This window comes from Halomonas nitroreducens (assembly GCF_003966155.1).
In the GTDB taxonomy this organism is placed as follows: domain Bacteria; phylum Pseudomonadota; class Gammaproteobacteria; order Pseudomonadales; family Halomonadaceae; genus Halomonas; species Halomonas nitroreducens.
In genome coordinates, this window is the sequence record NZ_RXNS01000001.1 from 218349 (window position 1) to 235363 (window position 17015).

12 protein-coding genes are annotated in these 17015 nt (G+C 67.0%); 4 read left to right on the plus strand and 8 right to left on the minus strand.

Translation table 11 applies throughout. From position 1 onward, the window contains the following. Positions 1 to 17: 17 nt before the first annotated feature. Together EKG36_RS00895 and EKG36_RS00900 are read left to right on the plus strand one after the other, a co-directional pair. Entirely contained in the window at positions 18 to 536 is a 519-nt protein-coding gene (locus EKG36_RS00895; RefSeq protein ID WP_126480061.1) for a putative pterin-binding protein, read from the plus strand. A gap of 33 nt (positions 537 to 569) precedes the next feature. After that, on the plus strand, positions 570 to 2756 hold the full coding sequence (locus EKG36_RS00900; RefSeq protein ID WP_126480063.1) for an ATP-binding protein: 2187 nt from the start codon (positions 570 to 572) through the stop codon (positions 2754 to 2756). 87 nt (positions 2757 to 2843) lie between these two features. On the opposite strand, the gene EKG36_RS00905 is transcribed toward EKG36_RS00900, so the two are convergent. The 8 genes from EKG36_RS00905 to EKG36_RS00940 form a co-directional block, all read right to left on the minus strand. After that, positions 2844 to 3899: a LacI family DNA-binding transcriptional regulator gene (locus EKG36_RS00905; protein WP_185827440.1), complete on the minus strand. Its 1056-nt coding sequence runs from the start codon at positions 3897 to 3899 to the stop codon at positions 2844 to 2846. 75 nt (positions 3900 to 3974) lie between these two features. Then, positions 3975 to 5618 (minus strand): alpha-amylase family glycosyl hydrolase, encoded by a 1644-nt coding sequence (locus tag EKG36_RS00910; protein ID WP_126480065.1) that lies wholly within the window; start codon positions 5616 to 5618, stop codon positions 3975 to 3977. A 72-nt stretch (positions 5619 to 5690) separates the two neighbouring features. After that, positions 5691 to 6995, minus strand: coding sequence for an ABC transporter substrate-binding protein (locus tag EKG36_RS00915; protein WP_126480067.1), 1305 nt, complete (start codon positions 6993 to 6995; stop codon positions 5691 to 5693). Positions 6996 to 7040: 45 nt separating this feature from the next. After that, positions 7041 to 8147, minus strand: coding sequence for an ABC transporter ATP-binding protein (locus EKG36_RS00920; RefSeq protein ID WP_126480069.1), 1107 nt, complete (start codon positions 8145 to 8147; stop codon positions 7041 to 7043). 49 nt (positions 8148 to 8196) lie between these two features. After that, a complete protein-coding gene (locus EKG36_RS00925; protein WP_126480071.1) occupies positions 8197 to 9822 on the minus strand; it encodes an alpha-glucosidase in 1626 nt (541 codons plus the stop codon). Positions 9823 to 9892: 70 nt separating this feature from the next. Further along, a complete protein-coding gene (locus tag EKG36_RS00930) occupies positions 9893 to 10735 on the minus strand; it encodes a carbohydrate ABC transporter permease (protein ID WP_126480073.1) in 843 nt (280 codons plus the stop codon). Continuing rightward, positions 10732 to 11706: a carbohydrate ABC transporter permease gene (locus EKG36_RS00935; protein WP_126480075.1), complete on the minus strand. Its 975-nt coding sequence runs from the start codon at positions 11704 to 11706 to the stop codon at positions 10732 to 10734. The genes EKG36_RS00930 and EKG36_RS00935 overlap by 4 nt, the downstream gene beginning before the upstream one ends. A gap of 12 nt (positions 11707 to 11718) precedes the next feature. After that, complete coding sequence (locus EKG36_RS00940; protein ID WP_126480077.1) at positions 11719 to 12987, minus strand: ABC transporter substrate-binding protein; 1269 nt, start codon at positions 12985 to 12987, stop codon at positions 11719 to 11721. A gap of 467 nt (positions 12988 to 13454) precedes the next feature. Here EKG36_RS00940 and EKG36_RS00945 point away from each other — a divergent pair, with 467 nt between their 5' ends. Then, on the plus strand, positions 13455 to 14969 hold the full coding sequence (locus EKG36_RS00945; RefSeq protein WP_126480079.1) for a carbohydrate porin: 1515 nt from the start codon (positions 13455 to 13457) through the stop codon (positions 14967 to 14969). A gap of 566 nt (positions 14970 to 15535) precedes the next feature. Beyond that, the gene (locus tag EKG36_RS00950; RefSeq protein WP_126480081.1) at positions 15536 to 16852 is read left to right on the plus strand and encodes a sigma-54-dependent Fis family transcriptional regulator; all 1317 of its coding nucleotides are present in this window, start codon (positions 15536 to 15538) and stop codon (positions 16850 to 16852) included. Positions 16853 to 17015 lie beyond the last annotated feature (163 nt).

The window sequence follows — 17015 nt, forward strand, 5'->3', positions numbered from 1 at the left end:
CAACCGGGAGCCCTGCCATGCGTCCCCGCATCCTCCTTACCCTCGTCGGCGGGCTGCTGCTGACCTGCCTGGCGATGCCTGCGGCTCAAGCGGCCGGCGCACTGCCGACGCCCGATGGCCCGATCATGCTGACCGTGGGAGGGGATATCACTCGCACCAATGTCGGTGACGAGGCTCGCTTCGATCGGGCCATGCTCGAGGCGCTGCCGGCCCGCGCCATCGTCACCAGCACACCCTGGCACCCTGAGACCAACCGCTTCGAGGGGCCGCTGGCCCAGGCCATTCTCCGCGCGGTGGGGGCCGAGGGGCGCCGGGTTCGAGTGAGTGCCCTGAACGGCTTCGAGGCGGTGATCCCGGTCAGCGACTTCGAGCGTTACGACGTCATTCTGGCCATGCAGCGTAACGGCGCACCCATGCCCATTCGCGACTTCGGCCCCCTCTTCGTGCTCTATCCCTTCGACGCCCATCCCGAGCTGGTGACGGAGGCCATTCGCTTCCGCTCGGTCTGGCAGGTCAACCGTATCGAGGTCTACTGACGCCGGCACGGCCGATCATCAAGGAGGAGTTCGGTGCTGCACTACCCTCTGCGCCTGAAGTTCGGCGCCATCGCCGCGCTGTTGTTGTTCGCCGGCGCCCTGCTGGTGGTGGGCCTGGTGGCCTGGCGACAGGACAGCCTGATCTGGCGTGTCGGGGAGGATACCGTCTGGCATGCCTACAAGCTCGATCGAGACACCGTGGAGCTGCGCAGCTTCCTGGCCCTGAGCGAGGGCGGCCAGGCGCCGCTGGAGGAGGCCCGCCTGCGCTTCGAACTGCTCTACAGTCGGCTGGCCCTGCTGCGTGGCGGCGAGGTCGCCGAACTCGTCAAGGCGATTCCCCGCACCGCTGCGCTGATCGACCAGATCGAGACGCATCTCAAGGCGCTGGACGCGAGGATCAAGAGCCTCGACAGCCTGGATGCCGAGGCACGGCAGGCGCTGATCGAGCGCCTGGGCCAGCTCAGCACTCCCTCCGAGCGACTTATCATCACCGTCAACGGACACATGGCCGAGGCCTCGACCCGCGAGCGCGAGCGCCTGCAGTGGCTCTACGGTCTCTTGCTGGTGCTGATCCTGGCCATGAGCGTGGCGGCGATGATGGTGGTGACCTTCCTGTTTCGGGAGGCGCGGGACAACGCCGCCGCGAGGCGCACCCTGGAGACGCTCAGCGGGGAGCTCGAGGTCGCGGCGCGGCGCGCCGAGTCGGCCAACCAGGCCAAGTCGGAGTTTCTGGCCACCGTCAGCCACGAGATCCGCACGCCGCTCAACGGTGTGATCGGCATGAGCGACCTGCTGGTGGACCAGCGCTTGCCGGAGCGGGCCCGCCACTACGCCGATACCATCCACGAGAGTGCCCTGCGCCTGCTCGAGCTGATCAATGACATCCTGGATTTCTCCAAGATCGAGGCTGGCCGCCTCGACCTGGAACACCGGCCGCTGTCGCTGGGCGAACTGGTGAACGGCGCGGTATCACTGTTCACGCCTCATGCCGAGGCCCGAGGCCTGGTCCTGGAGGCGCATCTGTCCCCGTCATTGCCCGAGCGCGTGGTCAGTGATCCCGGCCGCCTGCGCCAGGTGCTGCTCAACCTGCTGTCCAATGCCATCAAGTTCACCGAGCACGGCGAGGTTCGCGTCGAGGTCGATCGGTCAGGGCGGGATGCGTTGTGCATCGCGGTGGTCGACACGGGCTGCGGGATCCCGACCGAGCAGCAGGCCCAGCTCTTCGAGCCCTTCCATCAGGGCGATCCCTCGACGGCGCGCCGCTTCGGTGGCACCGGCCTGGGACTGGCCATCAGCAAGCGCCTGGTGGAAGCGCTGGGGGGCCGGATCGGTATCGAGAGTCAGCCGGGCGAGGGCAGCCGTTGCTGGTTCTGCCTCCCCCTCGTCGAGGCCGCGTCGACGTCGGAAGTGGCCCCCTGGGCGCATGGCGAGGGCCCTGCCCAGCCTCTGAGCGGGGCCCGGCTGCTGGTGGTCGAGGACAATCCAGTGAACCAGCAGGTGGCGCAGGCCATGCTCGCCAAGCTGGGATGCCGGGTCAGCCTGGCCAGTACCGGGACCGAGGCCCTGGCCGCTGCCACCCGGGAGCGGTTCGATCTGGTCTTCATGGATGTGCAGATGCCCGACATGGATGGGCTCGAGGTCACGCGCCGGCTGCGTGCCCGGGGGGGCTGGCTGGCGGAGGTGCCGGTGGTCGCCATGACCGCGGGCGGTCCGGGGGGCGACCAGGCGCGCTGCCTGGCCTCGGGCATGAACGGCTACCTGGTCAAGCCGCTGATGCGGGATGCCCTGCTTAACGTGTTACGGCGCCATCTCCGGCAGCGTCCACCGAGCCCGGTGCGGACTCCCCTGGCGAGACGCGGGGCCATGGTGGGGGCCGACCAGCTGGTGGATCCCGAAGTCATGGCCGCCCTTCACGAGAGCCTGGGGCGTGCCGGGGTCGATGCCCTGGTGCAACGCTACCGGGATCAGGCGGAGGAGCACCTGGCGGCGTTGCAGGCCGCCATGGCCGAGGGCGATGCGGCGGGGGGCGAGCGCCTGGCCCACCAGCTCAAGGGCGAATCCGCCAGCCTCGGTGCCGTCAAGGTCGCCGGGCTGGCGACGCGGCTCGAGCAGGCCGCCCATGCCGGGCGGCTGGGCGGGGCCGAGGAGACCCTGGCCACCCTGAGGACGACGCTGCAAACCACCCTGGCGGCCCTGGACAACTCGGCCCCGGCCCCGTGATGCCCGCCTGGCTGTCCGGCAGGCGAAGCGAGCGCCCGAACCACCCCCTTGGGCCCAGCAAGGGAGCGCCCAGGCCTGTCAGCGGCGTCAGGGGCAGGAGTCGCCGATCAGCAGCGTGGTGTGCAGCAGCCGGGGCTCGGCGGGGTCCAGCCCGAGGACCATGCGTGCGGCGATCCGGCCCTTCTCGACACTGTCCTGGCGGACGGTGGTCAGGCGCGGTGCCCGGTACTGACCCTCGGCGATACCGTCGAACCCGGTGATACGCAGGTCCTGGGGAACGCGCAGGCCGCGTTGCTCGGCCAGGGTCACCGCGGTGAGGGCGATACGGTCCGACATGCAAAGCAGCAGGTCGGGGCGTTCGTCGTCGGGCAGGTCGAGGATCTCGGCGATCACCGGGGCGCAGACCTCGTAGGTGTTCTCCTCGATGTTCCACATCGGCACGCCGGCCGGGTCGATACCGTGCTCGGCGAAGGCACGATGGAAGCCGGCGAGCCGCGAGCGGGTAATGGTGCGGGCGGCGGGCAGCAGTTCCTGGTCGGGAGCGATGCGGGCGTTGCAGGGATGCTTGGTGAGCCGCAGGTTGACGACCGCGGGTCGCCGGGGTCGGGTCTGCAAGGCGTGTCGGCCGATGGCGTAGCAGGCCGGCTCGTCATCGACATGGACCGTGGGCTGTCCCTCGAGGTCGAAATCCACGGCCACCAGGGGACGCTGCCCGGGGCCCTGCAGCTCGTCGATCAGCATCATGCTGGGCATCAGCCCGTAGACGATGAAGCCATCGGCGATGCTCGACGAGCCGGGTACCCGAGCGCCGCTCTGGCGGCCCGATAGCAGCAACAGGGTATGGCCGTGGGCGTCCAGCACCTCGGCGATGCCGGACAGCAGTTCGCTGGCCACGGCATCGTTGAGGCTGTAGGTCAGGCTTTCGGCAAGCACCACGGCGATGATCCGCGAGCGGCCTGTCCTCAGGCTGCGTGCCTTGGCATCGGGGCCCGAATACCCCAGTCGGCGTGCCTCGCTGAGGATGTGCTCGCGGAGTTTCGGTGACAGCTGGTTGGGCCGGTTGAAGGCATTGGATACCGTCGCGGTGGAGACGCCCAACGAGCCGGCGAGATCCTTGAGCGTGATGCGTCTTGGTGGTGTCACCCTGTCTTCCTGCTCGGCGATTCATCGATAGGATACCGGCTCGCCCCGACCCGTGACAGCCGGGGCAAGCGCGTATCAGCGGGGGGCGAGCCATGTCACCTGGCCGGGGCGCAGGCTCAGGCGTGTGCCCGCCAGGTCGGGTGAGGCCATGCCCGGCAGGTCCCGAGGTTGCCAGCCGGCCGTATCGGGCAGCAAGCCGTCCAGCGCGATACCTGCCGCCCCGCCCCGGCCGAGGTGGGCCAGACACAGCAGGCGCCGTTCGCCGTGGGTACGGATCACGCCGAAGACGTCTTCGGGCAGGGCCTCGGGGGGGATCAATTGCTGGTCGCCCTGGCGCAGGGTATCGCTGTCGGCGCGCAGCTGCAGCAACTGGCGTACCCGATTCAGCGGGCTCTCGGGCGCCGGATCCTGGCGGCCGACGGCCAGCGGCCGGTGGCGCTCGTCGACCGGCAGCCAGGGGGCGATGTCCTCGGGACAGAAGCCGCCGTTGGCGCCGTCGTCCCAGACCATCGGCGTGCGGCAGCCGTCGCGGCCCTTGACCTCGGGCCAGAGGTTGATGCCGAAGGGATCCTGCAGATCCTTATAGGCCAGCTCGGCCTCGGGCAGGCCGAGCTCCTCGCCCTGGTAGAGGCACAGGCTGCCGCGCAGCGAGCAGAGTACGGTCAGCGCCAGCAGGGCGCGCTCCTCGCCCCAGCTGGTGGCGCTGCGCACCACATCATGATTGGACAGCGCCCAGCAGGGCCAGGTGTCGTCACCCAGCTCGGCGAAGCGTGCCAGTACACCGTGAAGCTCGCGAGCGTCGCCGGTGGAGTCCAGCAGGTCGAAGGTGTAGGCCATGTGCAGGCGCTTTTCGCCCTGGGTGTAGGCGGCCATGGTCGGCAGTGGGTCGTTGCCGGCGATCTCGCCCACCGTGGTGGACCCCGGGTACTCGTCGAGCAGCGCGCGGATGCGCTCGAGATAGGCCAGGTTCTCGGGCTGCTCGATGTTGTGACGCTGGAACTGGTAGCTCTGGGGATTGCCGGGCTGGATCCGCTCGCGGGGCATCGGCGGGTTGTCGGTGAGGTCGCGGTCGTGGAAGTAGTAGTTGACCACGTCGAAGCGGAAGCCGTCGACGCCGAGTTCCAGCCAGAAGCCCAGGTTGTCGAGCTGCGCCTGCTGCACATCGGGGTGGTGGAAATTGAGATCCGGCTGGCTGGGCAGGAAGTTGTGCAGGTAGTACTGCCGGCGCCGGGCATCGAAGGTCCAGGCGCGCCCGCTGAAGGCCGCCATCCAGTTGTTGGGCGGGGTGCCGTCCGGCTGGGGATCGGCCCAGACGTACCAGTCGGCCTTGGGGTTGGTGCGGTCCTGGCGGCTCTCCCGGAACCAGGCATGCCGGTCGGAGCTGTGCGACAGCACCTGGTCGATAATCACCCGCAGGCCCAGGCTGTGGGCGCGGTCGACCAATGCCCGGAAGTCGTCGAGGCTGCCGAACATGGGGTCGACGTCGCGATAGTCGGCGACGTCATAGCCGAAATCGTCCATCGGCGAGGTGAAGAAGGGCGATAGCCAGATGGCATCGACCCCCAGGCTCGCCACGTGCTCGAGCTTCTCGGTGATGCCCGCCAGATCGCCAATCCCATCCTGGTTGGCGTCCATGAAGCTGCGCGGGTAGATCTGGTAGATCGTCGCGCCCCGCCACCAGTCATGCCGGGTGTCCTGGCGCCGTTGGGACAGTGTCATCCTGGGCTTCCTTTCGTTGGGTAATCGGTAGGCTCCGGCCGGAGGCGATCCGACCGGGCGACACACATGGCCTTACCAGCCGCGGCGGCCGAGGCGCTCAAGTTCCCGGCCCAGCTGCTGGACTGCCTGGGTGCCGTCGAGATCGCCAGAGAGCACCTGGTGGGTACGGTTGAAGAAGGCGTTGGAGACCCGCGCGTAGGCATCGCCGGTCACCGTGGCGGGACGCGGCACGCCGCCCACCAGGGTCGCGTAGAGTTCGCCCATGGAGGGGTTACTGGCCAGCACCTCCTCGTCCTGGTAGAGCGCCTCGATGGTGGGGTTCATGCCCATCTGAATGGCATGGGCCTTCTGCTGCTCCCGGGAGGTGATGAAGGCGACCAGGTCGGCGGCCAGCTCGGGGTGCTCGGAATAGCGCGACACGGCGAAGTTCCAGCCACCCAGGGTGGCCCGGGACTCACCCTCCGGGCCATGGGGCAGCGGCGCCATGCCGACCTTGCCGGTCACCTCGCTGCCCTCGCCGTTGGCCAGCGACCAGACGTAGGGCCAGTTGCGAAGGAACAGGGCGTTGCCGGACTGGAAGATGCCGCGGGTCTCCTCCTCGGTGTGGTTCAGTGCGCCTTCCGGGGAGATACTGCCGATCCAGGAAGCGGCCAGGTCCAGCGCGGCGGCAGCGCGGGGGTTGTCGATGGTCACCTCGCCATCGTCATCGACAAGGGTGCCGCCACCGTGGCTGGCCACCCATTCCAGGGCATTGCAGGTCAGGCCCTCGTAGGCGCGTCCCTGGAAGCTGTAGCCCCAGAAGCCGTCGTTGCCGGCCTCGCGCTCGGCGGCCTGGATGGCCTGGGCGGTCGCGGTCAGTTCCTGCCAGGTCTCGGGGACTTCGAAGCCGTGCTTCGCCAGCAGGTCCTTGCGGTAATAGAGCAGGCCGGCATCGGTGAACCAGGGCAGGGCCACCAGTCGGCCGTCGACGGTGTTGTTGTCGACCAGCGCCGGGAAGAAGCCGTCGGTGGCATCACTCGGCAGGTAGTCGCCGAGGTCCACCAGGTGGTCGTCGAGCATGCCGGGCCAGACGATATCGACCATCAGCACGTCGATGTCGTCGGACTCGCTGCCCAGCAGCTGCTGGTAGAGCGACAGCTTCTCGGTGGCGCTGTTGGGGGTGGAGACGACCTTGACGCTGTGACCGGTCTTCTCGACCCACTGCTGGGCGGCGATGGGGCAGTAGTCGGCGGCGTCGCCGGAGCCGCAGGCAATGGCGATCTCCGCCGCCAGGGCCTGCGGGGTGGCGATCACGGCGCCGCCCAGTAGCAGGGCGCCCCCGCCGCCCTTGAGCAGGCGGGTGAGGGGGCGTGGGTGGCGTGTCGCTTCGAGGGACATACGGTGGTTCTCCGTTGTTGTAGTTGTTGAAGTGAATGGCCCGCCTCAGGCGGCCTGGCGATGCTTGGCGACGGCCAGCGCTCGGTCGCGCGTGTCGAACAGGTGCACGTGCTCGAGTTCGGGCACCAGCGCCACCCGCTGGCCGAGGTCCCAGCGACTGGGCGACTCGCTGCGATGAATCAGCAGGGTCTCGCCGGCCTTGGGCTCGAGGTAGACGTAGACCTCGTTGCCCAGGTACTCGACGTTGACGATCTCGAAGCTGTTCTCGCCCTGGGGCTCGGCCAGGCGCAGGTGCTCGGGGCGCACGCCAAGGGTCAAGGCGGCATCAATGCTTTCGCCGTTGGCGTCCTGGGGCAGGGCAAGCTCACCGAGCCCCGGTGCCTTGACCTTGCACCCGTCACTGTCGCTGTTCACCAGCGCCGCCGGCATGAAGTTCATGGTCGGCGAGCCAATGAAGCCCGCGACGAACTTGGTGGCCGGTTGCTGGTAGAGGGTCTGCGGGCTGCCGACCTGTTCGATGCGCCCGTCGCGCAGCACCACGATCTTGTCGGCCAGCGTCATGGCCTCGACCTGGTCATGGGTGACGTAGATCATGGTTGACCCCAGGCGGTGGTGCAGGCGGGCGATCTCGTTGCGCATCTGTACCCGCAGCGAGGCATCCAGGTTGGACAGCGGCTCGTCGAACAGCAGGATACGTGGCTCGCGGGCCATGGCGCGGCCCATGGCCACCCGCTGGCGCTGGCCGCCGGACAGTGCCTTGGGCTTGCGGTGCAGGAGGTCCTCGAGCTGCAGGATGCGCGCGGTGGCCATCACCCGATCGTCGACGGTCTCGTTGGCCATCTTGGCCAGCTTGAGGCCGAAGGCCATGTTCTCGTAGACCGACATGTGCGGGTAGAGGGCGTAGGACTGGAAGACCATGCCCACGCCTCGCTCCCGGGGCGGCAGGTCGTTGACCACGCCCTCGGCGATCTTCAGGTCGCCGTCGGTGATCGACTCCAGGCCGGCGATCAGCCGCAGCAGGGTCGACTTGCCGCAGCCCGAGGGGCCGACGAACACCACGAACTCGCCATCGCCGACCTGCAGGTCGACATCCTTGATGATATGGGTGTGGCCGAAGACCTTGTTGATCTTTTCCAGGGTCACGCTTGCCATCTTGCGACTCCTCGCCGGCCCACCGGGCCGGCCTCTTTGTTAGGTCGTGTTATCGATCGAGCTGGATGAAGGCGGCCTGGTAGGCCGGCAGGGTCAGGGTGTTGCCGTCGAGCGAGACCTCGAAGCCATGGCCGTCGAGCGGGGTGCCGGGCTCCGGCAAGGCGGTGCTGCGGGCGTCGCCGCCGAGATTGAAGACGCACAGCACACGTTCACCCCGGCCCTCGCGGAGCAAGCCCAGCAGGTCCTCACCCACATCGATCAGGGTGAGATCGCCGTCGACCAGTGCCGGGTGAGCGCGGCGGAAGGCCAGCATGGCGCGGGTGGCGTTGAGCACCGAGTTGGCGTCGTCCTGCTGACGCTCGACGGCCAGCGGCCGCTGGCGCGCCTCCACCGGAAGCCAAGGCTCGACGTCGGGGGAGGGTGAGAAGCCCCCATCGGTGGCGTCGAGCCAGGGCATCGGCGTGCGGCAACCGTCGCGGCCCTTGAACTCGGGCCACAGTACCTTGCCGTAGGGATCCTGGATGCGCTCGAAGGGCACCTCGGCCTCCGGCAGGCCCAGCTCCTCGCCCTGGTAGAGGCAGACGCTGCCGCGCAGCGAGAACAGCATCGCCAGGGCTACCTTGGGATAGGCCACGGCGTCCTCGCCGTCTCCCCAGCGAGTGGCACTTCTCACCACATCATGGTTGGACAGTGCCCAGCAGGGCCAGGCATCGCCGGCCAGGCGTTGAAAGCGTTCGATCACTTCACGGATGTAGGCCGGCGAATGCGGGTCGTTGAGCAGATCGAAGGTATAGGCCATGTGCAGCTTGTCGCCGCCGGCGGTGTACTCGGCCATGCGTTCCAGCGGCTTGTCGTCGCCGATCTCGCCTACCGTGGTGGTGCCCGGGAACTCGTCCATCAGCGCTCGCAGGTCGCGGAGGAAGTCGAGGTTCTCCGGACGGCTCAGGTCATAGACGTGGCGCTGCCAGGTATAGGGGTTGCTGTCCGGGGCCCCCAGCGTCTTGGCCTCGCCCTTTGGTACCGGCGGGTTGTCGCGCAGCTCGGGGTCGTGGAAGTAGAAGTTGACCGTGTCCAGGCGGAAGCCATCGACCCCCAGTTCCAGCCAGAAGCGCATGTTGTCGAGTTGCGCCTGGCGCACCTCCGGATGGTGGAAGTTGAGGTCCGGCTGGCTGGTCAGGAAGTTGTGCAGGTAGTACTGGCGGCGCCGGGAGTCGAAGGTCCAGGCCGCGCCGCCGAAGATCGACAGCCAGTTGTTGGGCGGAGTGCCATCGGGCTTGGGGTCGGCCCACACGTACCAGTCGGCCTTTTCATTGGTGCGGTCCAGGCGGCTCTCCCGGAACCAGGGATGCTGATCCGAGGTGTGGCTGATCACCTGGTCGATCATCACCTTGAGGCCCAGCGCGTGGGCCCGTGCCAGCAGCGCCTTGAAGTCCTCCAGGGTACCGAACATCGGGTCGACGTCGCGGTAGTCGCTGACGTCGTAGCCGAAGTCGTGCATCGGCGAGGTAAAGAAGGGCGACAGCCAGATGCCGTCCACGCCCAGGCTCGCCACGTAATCGAGGCGTTCGGTGATGCCTGGCAGGTCGCCGATGCCGTCGCCGTTGGCATCCATGAAGCTGCGCGGGTAGATCTGGTAGATGACGCCGCCGCGCCACCAGGTCAGGTTGTCTTGCATCTTGGGTTCCTTGATAAAAGTGGCATCGGGCGCGAAGACACTGCGAGTGCAGCCAGTTTTCGCGCCGGATTCAGCCCTTGACGGCGCCGGCGGTCAGCCCCGACACGATGCGTCGCTGGAAGATCATCACCAGGATGACCAGGGGCACGGTGACGGTGACCGAGGCGGCCATGATCGGCCCCCAGGGCAGCTCATGCTGGCTGCCGCCGGAGATCAGGGCGATGGCCACCGGCACGGTGCGCTGGTCGTCGGTGAGGGTGAAGGTCAGGGCGAACAGGAACTCGTTCCAGGCGGCGATAAAGGCCAATAATCCCGTCGTGGCCATGGCCGGCCACATCAGCGGCAGGAACACCTTGGTGATGGTGACCCAGGGCGTGGCGCCGTCCATGATCGCGGCCTCCTCGAGTTCCATGGGCAGCTGACGCATGAAGGTGGTCAGCACCCAGACGGTGAAGGGCAGGGTGAAGATGGTGTAGCTCAGTATCAGGCCGCCCGGGTTGTTATAGAGGTTGAGCGCGCGGATGACCTCGAACAGCCCCGAGAGCACCGCCACCTGGGGAAACATCGAGACGCCGAGGATCGTCAGCATCACGGTGGTGCGGCCGCGGAAGCGGACCCGGCCCAGGGCATAGGAGGCGGTGATGCCGAGTAGCAGGGCAATGAACACCACCGACAGCGAGATGAGGATGGAGTTGAAGATGGCCCGCACGAAGCTCTTCTGGGTGAAGATCTGCACGTAGTTGCTGAAATCCAGCGACGTCAGCCAGAAGTCGACGCGGAACAGCTCGCTGGAGGGCTTCAGCGAGGTGATCACGGCGTAGTAGAAGGGGAAGATGGCGTAGACCAGCACCACGGCGATCAGGGCATAGAGGCCAACGCGCTTGGCGAGCTTCATGAGCTGGTACTGGTTCATTGGTCGACTCCCAGTTGACGGCGGCCCAGGTAGAGGTAGATGACGACGGCCAGGGCGATGATCAGGAACAGCATCGTCGAGGCGGCGCTGCCGTAGCCCACGTCCTGGAACTCGACCAGTTGCTGGCGAGCGTAGATCGACATGGTCATGGTGCTGGTGGAGTTGGAGGTCAGCACATAGATGACGTCGAACACGCGCAGGGCGTCGAGCAGCCGGAAGATCACCGCCACCAGCAGCGCCGGGGTGATCAGCGGCAGGGTCACGCGGAAGAACACCCTGAGCGGATGGATGCCGTCGACCTCGGCGGCCTCGTAGCAGTCCTTGGGCAGCATCTGCAGCGCGGCCAGCACCAGCAGGGCAACGAAGGGGATGGTCTTCCAGACATCGACCATGATCACTGCCCACATGGACAGGCTGGCATCGGCGGTCCAGGCCAGGGGGGCATCGATCAGCCCCAGGGCCATCAGCATGTGATTGATGATCCCGAACTGGTCATTGAGCATCCAGGCCCACATCTTGGCGGAAACGATGGTGGGGATGGCCCAGGGGATCAGCACGGCGGCGCGCACCAGCATGCGGCCCTTGAATTCGGCGTTGAGCAGCAGGGCGACGATGATGCCGAAGACCACTTCCAGCGATACCGACACCACGCTGAAGAAGACGGTATTCCACACGGAGTTCCACCACACCGGATCGGTGAGCAGGCCGTACCAGGCGCCGTCGTCGTAGACCAGGTAGTTCTCGAAGCCAATCAGTGCGGCACCGGCGGTGTCCGACAGCGAGGCATCGGTGAGACTGAAGTAGAAGGTGCGCAGCAGCGGCCAGCCGGCCACCATGGCCAGTGCGACCAGCATCGGTGCGAGAAACAGCCAGGCGGCGCGGACCCGCTGGCGGCGCACCTTGGTGCCGCGATAGGCGGCGGAGGAAGAGCGCCCCACCGCGGGGGCGCTGTCGGTTGCCTGTGTCGTCATGACGACCTCCGGTTACCAGCGGCGACGCTTGATGCGGGCAAGCTCACTGTCCAGCTGGGCGACGGCTTCGGCGCCGCTCAGGTTGCCGGACAGCACGTTGTGCACCGCGTTGAAGAAGTTGTTGCTGACCCGACCGTAGTTGTCCCCGGTAGGCGCCGACGGGCGGGCCACGGCGTTGGTGAAGGTGGCATAGAGGGTGCCGAAGAAGGGCACGGCCTCGAGGACCTGTTCATCCTCGTAGAGGGAGGCGATGGTGGGGTTGTAGGCGCCCTCGATGGCACGACGCTTCTGTTCGGCCTCGCCAGTCAGGAAGGCCACCAGGTCGGCGGCGATCTCGGGATGCTGGGTATACTTGGATACCGCCAGGTTCCAGCCGCCCAGGGTGGCGGCACTGTCGCCGTCGGGACCATGGGGCAGCTGGACCACGCCGACCTTGCCGCGCACGTCGCTGTCCTCGCTCTGGGCCAGGGACCAGGCATAGGGCCAGTTGCGCATGAACACGGCGTTGCCGGACTGGAAGATGCCGCGAGCTTCTTCCTCGGTGTAGTTGAGCGCCCCGTCCGGCGAGATCTCACCGATCCAGGTGGCGGCCAGGTCGAGGGCCTCGGCGGCCTGGGGGTTGTCGATGGTGATCTCGCCCTCGGCGTCGACGATACTGCCACCGCCGTGGCTTGCCACCCATTCCAGGGCGTTGCAGGTCAGGCCCTCGTAGGCCCGGCCCTGGAAGACGTAGCCCCACATCCGGTCATTGCCGGCCGCGCGCTCGGCGGCCTGGATCTCCTCGGCGATCTCGGTCATCTCCTGCCAGGTCTCGGGGGGCTCGACGCCGTGCTGCTCGAGCAGGTCCTTGCGGTAGTAGAGCACCCCGGCATCGGTGAACCAGGGCATCGCCACCAGGCGATCATCGACGGTGTTGTTGGCCACGATGGTGTCAAAGTGGCCGGCCGCGGCGTCCGCGCCGAGGGTCTCGCGAAGGTCGAGCAGGTGATTGGCCAGCAGGCCGGGCCAGACCACATCGATCTGCATGACGTCGATGTCGCTGGACTGGGCCGAGAGGATCTGCTGGTACAGCGACAGGCGCTCGGTGGAGGAGTTGGGCGTGGAGACGATATCCACCTGGTGGCCGGTCTTTTCCTCCCACTGGGCGACGCCCTCCTCGCACAGCGCGAGTTCGGCGCCCACCGCACCACAGGAGATGGTCAGTTCGGCAGCCAGGGACGGGCTGCCGGCAGCGGCACCGGCCAGGGCGAAGGTGGAAGCGATCAGAGTCTTCTTGTGCATGGGGTTTCCTCGTCGGTTGTTGTTGTCCGGGGCTGGGCGCGATCCGTTGACACGCTTACCGTCGCTCACGGCGCGTGGGCCTGAAAGGTTACTTAAACGATTAAGATTGACTTGCCGCTCAGTTAACCGGTGGTGAGGCCGTCCTGCAACCTAGACTTTCGTCACAGAAGTCTCAGCGGAAAAGCGAGCCTGTTAACCACTCGCAAGCCATTTTATTAGGTAACTTTACTAATATGCGTGAGGGTTATCGGCCCCTATTAGACATAAGTTGTAATATTACAAATTTTTTTTGTCCTCCGGAACTTAATCGATTAAGTTTCCTGGCGTGTTTCATGCCCCTTGCTGGGTCGGCCGCTCCCGCGGCAACGGCTCCGCAGGCAGGGTGACGAGACGCCTTATCCCTGGCGCATGGGACACCCGACGTTCGACACGACCTATCGCGACAACAACAAAGGGCGATTATCACCATGACTTCCCCCGCTTCCTGCAAGATCAAGTCCCCGCTTGCCATCGCCATTGCCGCCGCCGGCCTTGCGGCCAGCGGCCTGGCCAGTGCCCAGGGCCAGGATGACCTCGAGGCGCGCCTCGCCGAGCTGGAACAGCGCATCGTCGCCGCCGAGCGGCGCGCCGAGGTTGCCGAGCAGCGCGCGGAGGCGGCCGAGCGCGAGTCAGGCCAGGGCCTCACCGATGATGCCCTCGAGGAGCGACTGAGCGCCGTCGAGCGCCAGGCCAGCGGCGAGGAAGGCTTCTCCTTCGGGGCCTATGCCCGTTCGGGCCTGCTGATCGGCGAGGATGGCAAGAGTACCGAGGGGGGGCCCTACGTTACGCCGGCGGGGTCGGTCGGTGGGGCCGTCGGCCGACTGGGTAATGAGCCGGATACCTATGCCGAGGCGATCTTCAACTACAAGATGCGTTTCGACAATGGGGCCAAGGCCCATTATCGCACCATGATCGCCGACGGCGTGCGGACCAGCAATGACTGGACCTCCGAGGAATCCAACCTCAATGTGCGCCAGGTCTATGCCGAGTTCAGTGACCTGCCGGGCTTCACCGGGGCCTTCGAGAATGCCTCGATCTGGGCCGGCAAGCGATTCGATCGCGACAACTTCGATATCCACTGGCTCGACAGCGACTTCATCTTCCTGGCCGGTACCGGCGGCGGGCTCTACGATGTCCAGCTCGCCGACAGCTGGAAGGCCAATTTCTCGGTCTATGGACGCAGCTTCACTGACTTTCCCATCATCGAGGAAGCCGATCCGAACGAGAACGACACCGACAGTTTCATCTATACGGCCAATAACTACTTCGGCAACTGGCAGTGGATGGTCAATGGCATGACCGCCGCGGACAACGACATGCGTTTGCTCCAGAGCGGTGACACGGCCGCCGACGACGGTTTCCACACCATGATCGCCTACCATGGCGACAGCTTCTTCGGCCTCAGCGAGGGCAACTTCAAGGCCGCCGTCATGCATGGCCAGGGCCTGGGCGCCGAGGTCAAGGGACTGGGATCCAACGGCGATCTGACCGAGGATGCCGCCTCCACCCGAGTGGCCCTCTACGGCACCACCTACCTGGCGCCCAAGTGGCGCATCGCCCCGGCGCTGATGGCCGAGAACAGCGAGGACCGGTTTGCCGAGGGAGACGAGTACCTGTGGGCGACGATCAACGCGCGCCTGGCCAACGAGCTCACCGATAGCTTCGAGATGCAGTACGAGGCGAGCTACCAGTATCTCGATTTCGATCCCGCCGGCTTCATGGGCCGCAATGCCGCCGCGGGGGGATACACCAAGTTCACCATCGCGCCGACCTTCAAGCCCGACGTGGGCGGCTTCTGGCAGCGCCCGGAGGTTCGCGTCTTTGCTTCCTTCAGCGATTGGGACGAGGAGCTCAACGACTACGCCGCCGACGATGCCTTCGGCAGTGAAGGCTTCGCCGGCAGCGAGTGGGCCTTTGGCGTGCAGACCGAAGTCTGGTTCTGACGATAGGGCCTCGCGAGCCGGACGGCCGGCTGTTTCGATCCTTGCCCGTGGTATAGATGCCACGGGCTTCTTGGTTCCCGCCGTCCCTTCGGAACCGCCCGCCGGCCGCTGCTCTCTGGCAGCAGAGCCAAATGCCCCTTTGTTCCTCCCAAAGTACCGAGGGAACGCTCCGGTTCCTGTGCTTTACTGGGAGCATCAGATGCCGACCCCGTCTCCCGCAGGGGCAACAAGTCGCGGGAAGACGGCTGTGCCTGGCGAGCCGCCCCCTGGTCGCACCGGAATCGGCGGAGCACCTCCGCGGGTGATTCCTGCCCCGCAGGCGTGGCGCTGCGAGCGTCCCGACATGGCGACGAAGTGGCCGTCACCCCGGTGCCCTTGCCATGGGCAGCCAGGGCAACTCGGCTCGGCGCAGGGTGTCTAGAACCAGTACCGCGACATGGAGGTCGTGGTTCCCGGGAGATCCCGACCCCATTCCACGGACGGACGACCTGCATATGGCCTGCAGCATGCGTCTGGCACTCTCGGGGCCGAAGACGCCGTGCGATGCCTGGTGACCGGAGCCGTCGATGACCACTGCCTTCCCTTACCCCGCCTCGTCTTCCAGCGGCCCGAATGCGTTGACGCTGGCGATGCTGCGGCGACAGAACCAGGTCTTCCGCGGCAGTGGCGGCGTCAGCGCTGGCAACCGCTCACAGGGGTTCCGCCCCGCCTTCTACGATATGGACACCGGTACCGTCCACCCCTCCCGGTTCGCCAGCGGCCTGGAGGCGCCCATGCACCTGCTGGATGGTCTGCCCGATGACCTGGTCGTCTCGCGTCAGGCCAATGGCCGGGTCGAGGCGGTCAAGCCCGGCATCGTGGCAGGCTTCATGCGCGACGGCCGCTTCTTTACCCGCCAGCAGGCGGCCATGGCCACGGCGCAGCCCGAGGAGCTTGCCGGTCGCCTCAGCAACCCCGGGGATCACCGCCGCCTGCTGGCGTTATGGGAGCGCTTCATCGAGGTGCGGGAGCTGGGCGGCGACGATATCCGGCCGGTCGTCGAGTCATCCTGGCATCGCTGCCACGCCTGCTGGGTCGACCCGGAGCGGCGCCAGGCGCCGGTGGTGGCCGACACCGACGTGCTCGATCGGCATCGCGCCGGCCAGGCAGAGCTCCGCGAGGCCGCGCAACCGGTCCTGGCGCGGGCCGGCGAGGTGTTGCACGAGGAGGACAGCCTGGTGCTGCTGGCCGATCCCCAGGGGCTCGTCCTGGAAGTCGCCGGGGACCGTCAGACCCGCCGACAGGCCGAGGCGGTCAACCTGATGGCGGGCGGGCTCTGGTCGGAACGTGACGTGGGCACCAATGCCATCGGCACGGCCCTGACCGCCGCCGAGCCGGTACAGCTCTACGGGGCCGAGCACTTCTGCACGGGCATCAAGCGCTATACCTGCTCGGCCGATGTGATCCGCGACCCGCACGACGGCCGGGTCCTGGGGGTGATCGACCTCTCGGGCCGGACCCGCAGCCATCGACCCCATGCCCTCGACTTCGCGATGTCGGCCGCCCGCCTGGTCGAGGCCAACCTGAGGGCCGATTACTTCCACGACCGTGACCAGGTGATCGAGGCGAGCCGGCATGCCTTCCGCTGCTGGCAGGGCGAGGGCCTGCTGGCCTTCGATCGTCGTGGTCGGCTGGTCAAGGCCAATACACCGGCCCATGACGCCCTCCGTCTCCTCGGCGCCGACATGGCACTGACGCCCCAGACTCGCTTGCCATCGCTGGACCGGGAGGCGTCCAGCGAGACCCGGGTAGTGCCGGCGTGGCTGGCAAGCCAGGAGCGCCAACCGCTGGGGCCGCCTGGCCGCGAAGTGGGCACCCTGGTGAGGTTGTCGGCGAGCGCCTGAGGGGCAGTCAGCGACGTGACTCCTCCGGAAGTCGCATTCACGGCGACAAGGAGGGCACTCAAGTCGCATTTCCCGCCGCCGCGCGTCTCTCTAGACTGGAGGAGCCGCCCTCGCCGATGAGTGTCCCCGCATGGAGATCGATCCGTCACCCTTGCCTCCCGTT

Excerpts from the sequence above, each read along its gene's own strand:
- EKG36_RS00895 (WP_126480061.1), top strand. The coding sequence starts at position 18 with ATGCGTCCCCGCATCCTCCTTACCCTCGTCGGCGGGCTGCTGCTGACC.
- EKG36_RS00910 (WP_126480065.1), bottom strand. The coding sequence starts at position 5,618 with ATGACACTGTCCCAACGGCGCCAGGACACCCGGCATGACTGGTGGCGG.
- EKG36_RS00915 (WP_126480067.1), bottom strand. The coding sequence starts at position 6,995 with ATGTCCCTCGAAGCGACACGCCACCCACGCCCCCTCACCCGCCTGCTC.
- EKG36_RS00920 (WP_126480069.1), bottom strand. The coding sequence starts at position 8,147 with ATGGCAAGCGTGACCCTGGAAAAGATCAACAAGGTCTTCGGCCACACC.
- EKG36_RS00925 (WP_126480071.1), bottom strand. The coding sequence starts at position 9,822 with ATGCAAGACAACCTGACCTGGTGGCGCGGCGGCGTCATCTACCAGATC.
- EKG36_RS00930 (WP_126480073.1), bottom strand. The coding sequence starts at position 10,735 with ATGAACCAGTACCAGCTCATGAAGCTCGCCAAGCGCGTTGGCCTCTAT.
- EKG36_RS00935 (WP_126480075.1), bottom strand. The coding sequence starts at position 11,706 with ATGACGACACAGGCAACCGACAGCGCCCCCGCGGTGGGGCGCTCTTCC.
- EKG36_RS00940 (WP_126480077.1), bottom strand. The coding sequence starts at position 12,987 with ATGCACAAGAAGACTCTGATCGCTTCCACCTTCGCCCTGGCCGGTGCC.
- EKG36_RS00945 (WP_126480079.1), top strand. The coding sequence starts at position 13,455 with ATGACTTCCCCCGCTTCCTGCAAGATCAAGTCCCCGCTTGCCATCGCC.
- EKG36_RS00950 (WP_126480081.1), top strand. The coding sequence starts at position 15,536 with ATGACCACTGCCTTCCCTTACCCCGCCTCGTCTTCCAGCGGCCCGAAT.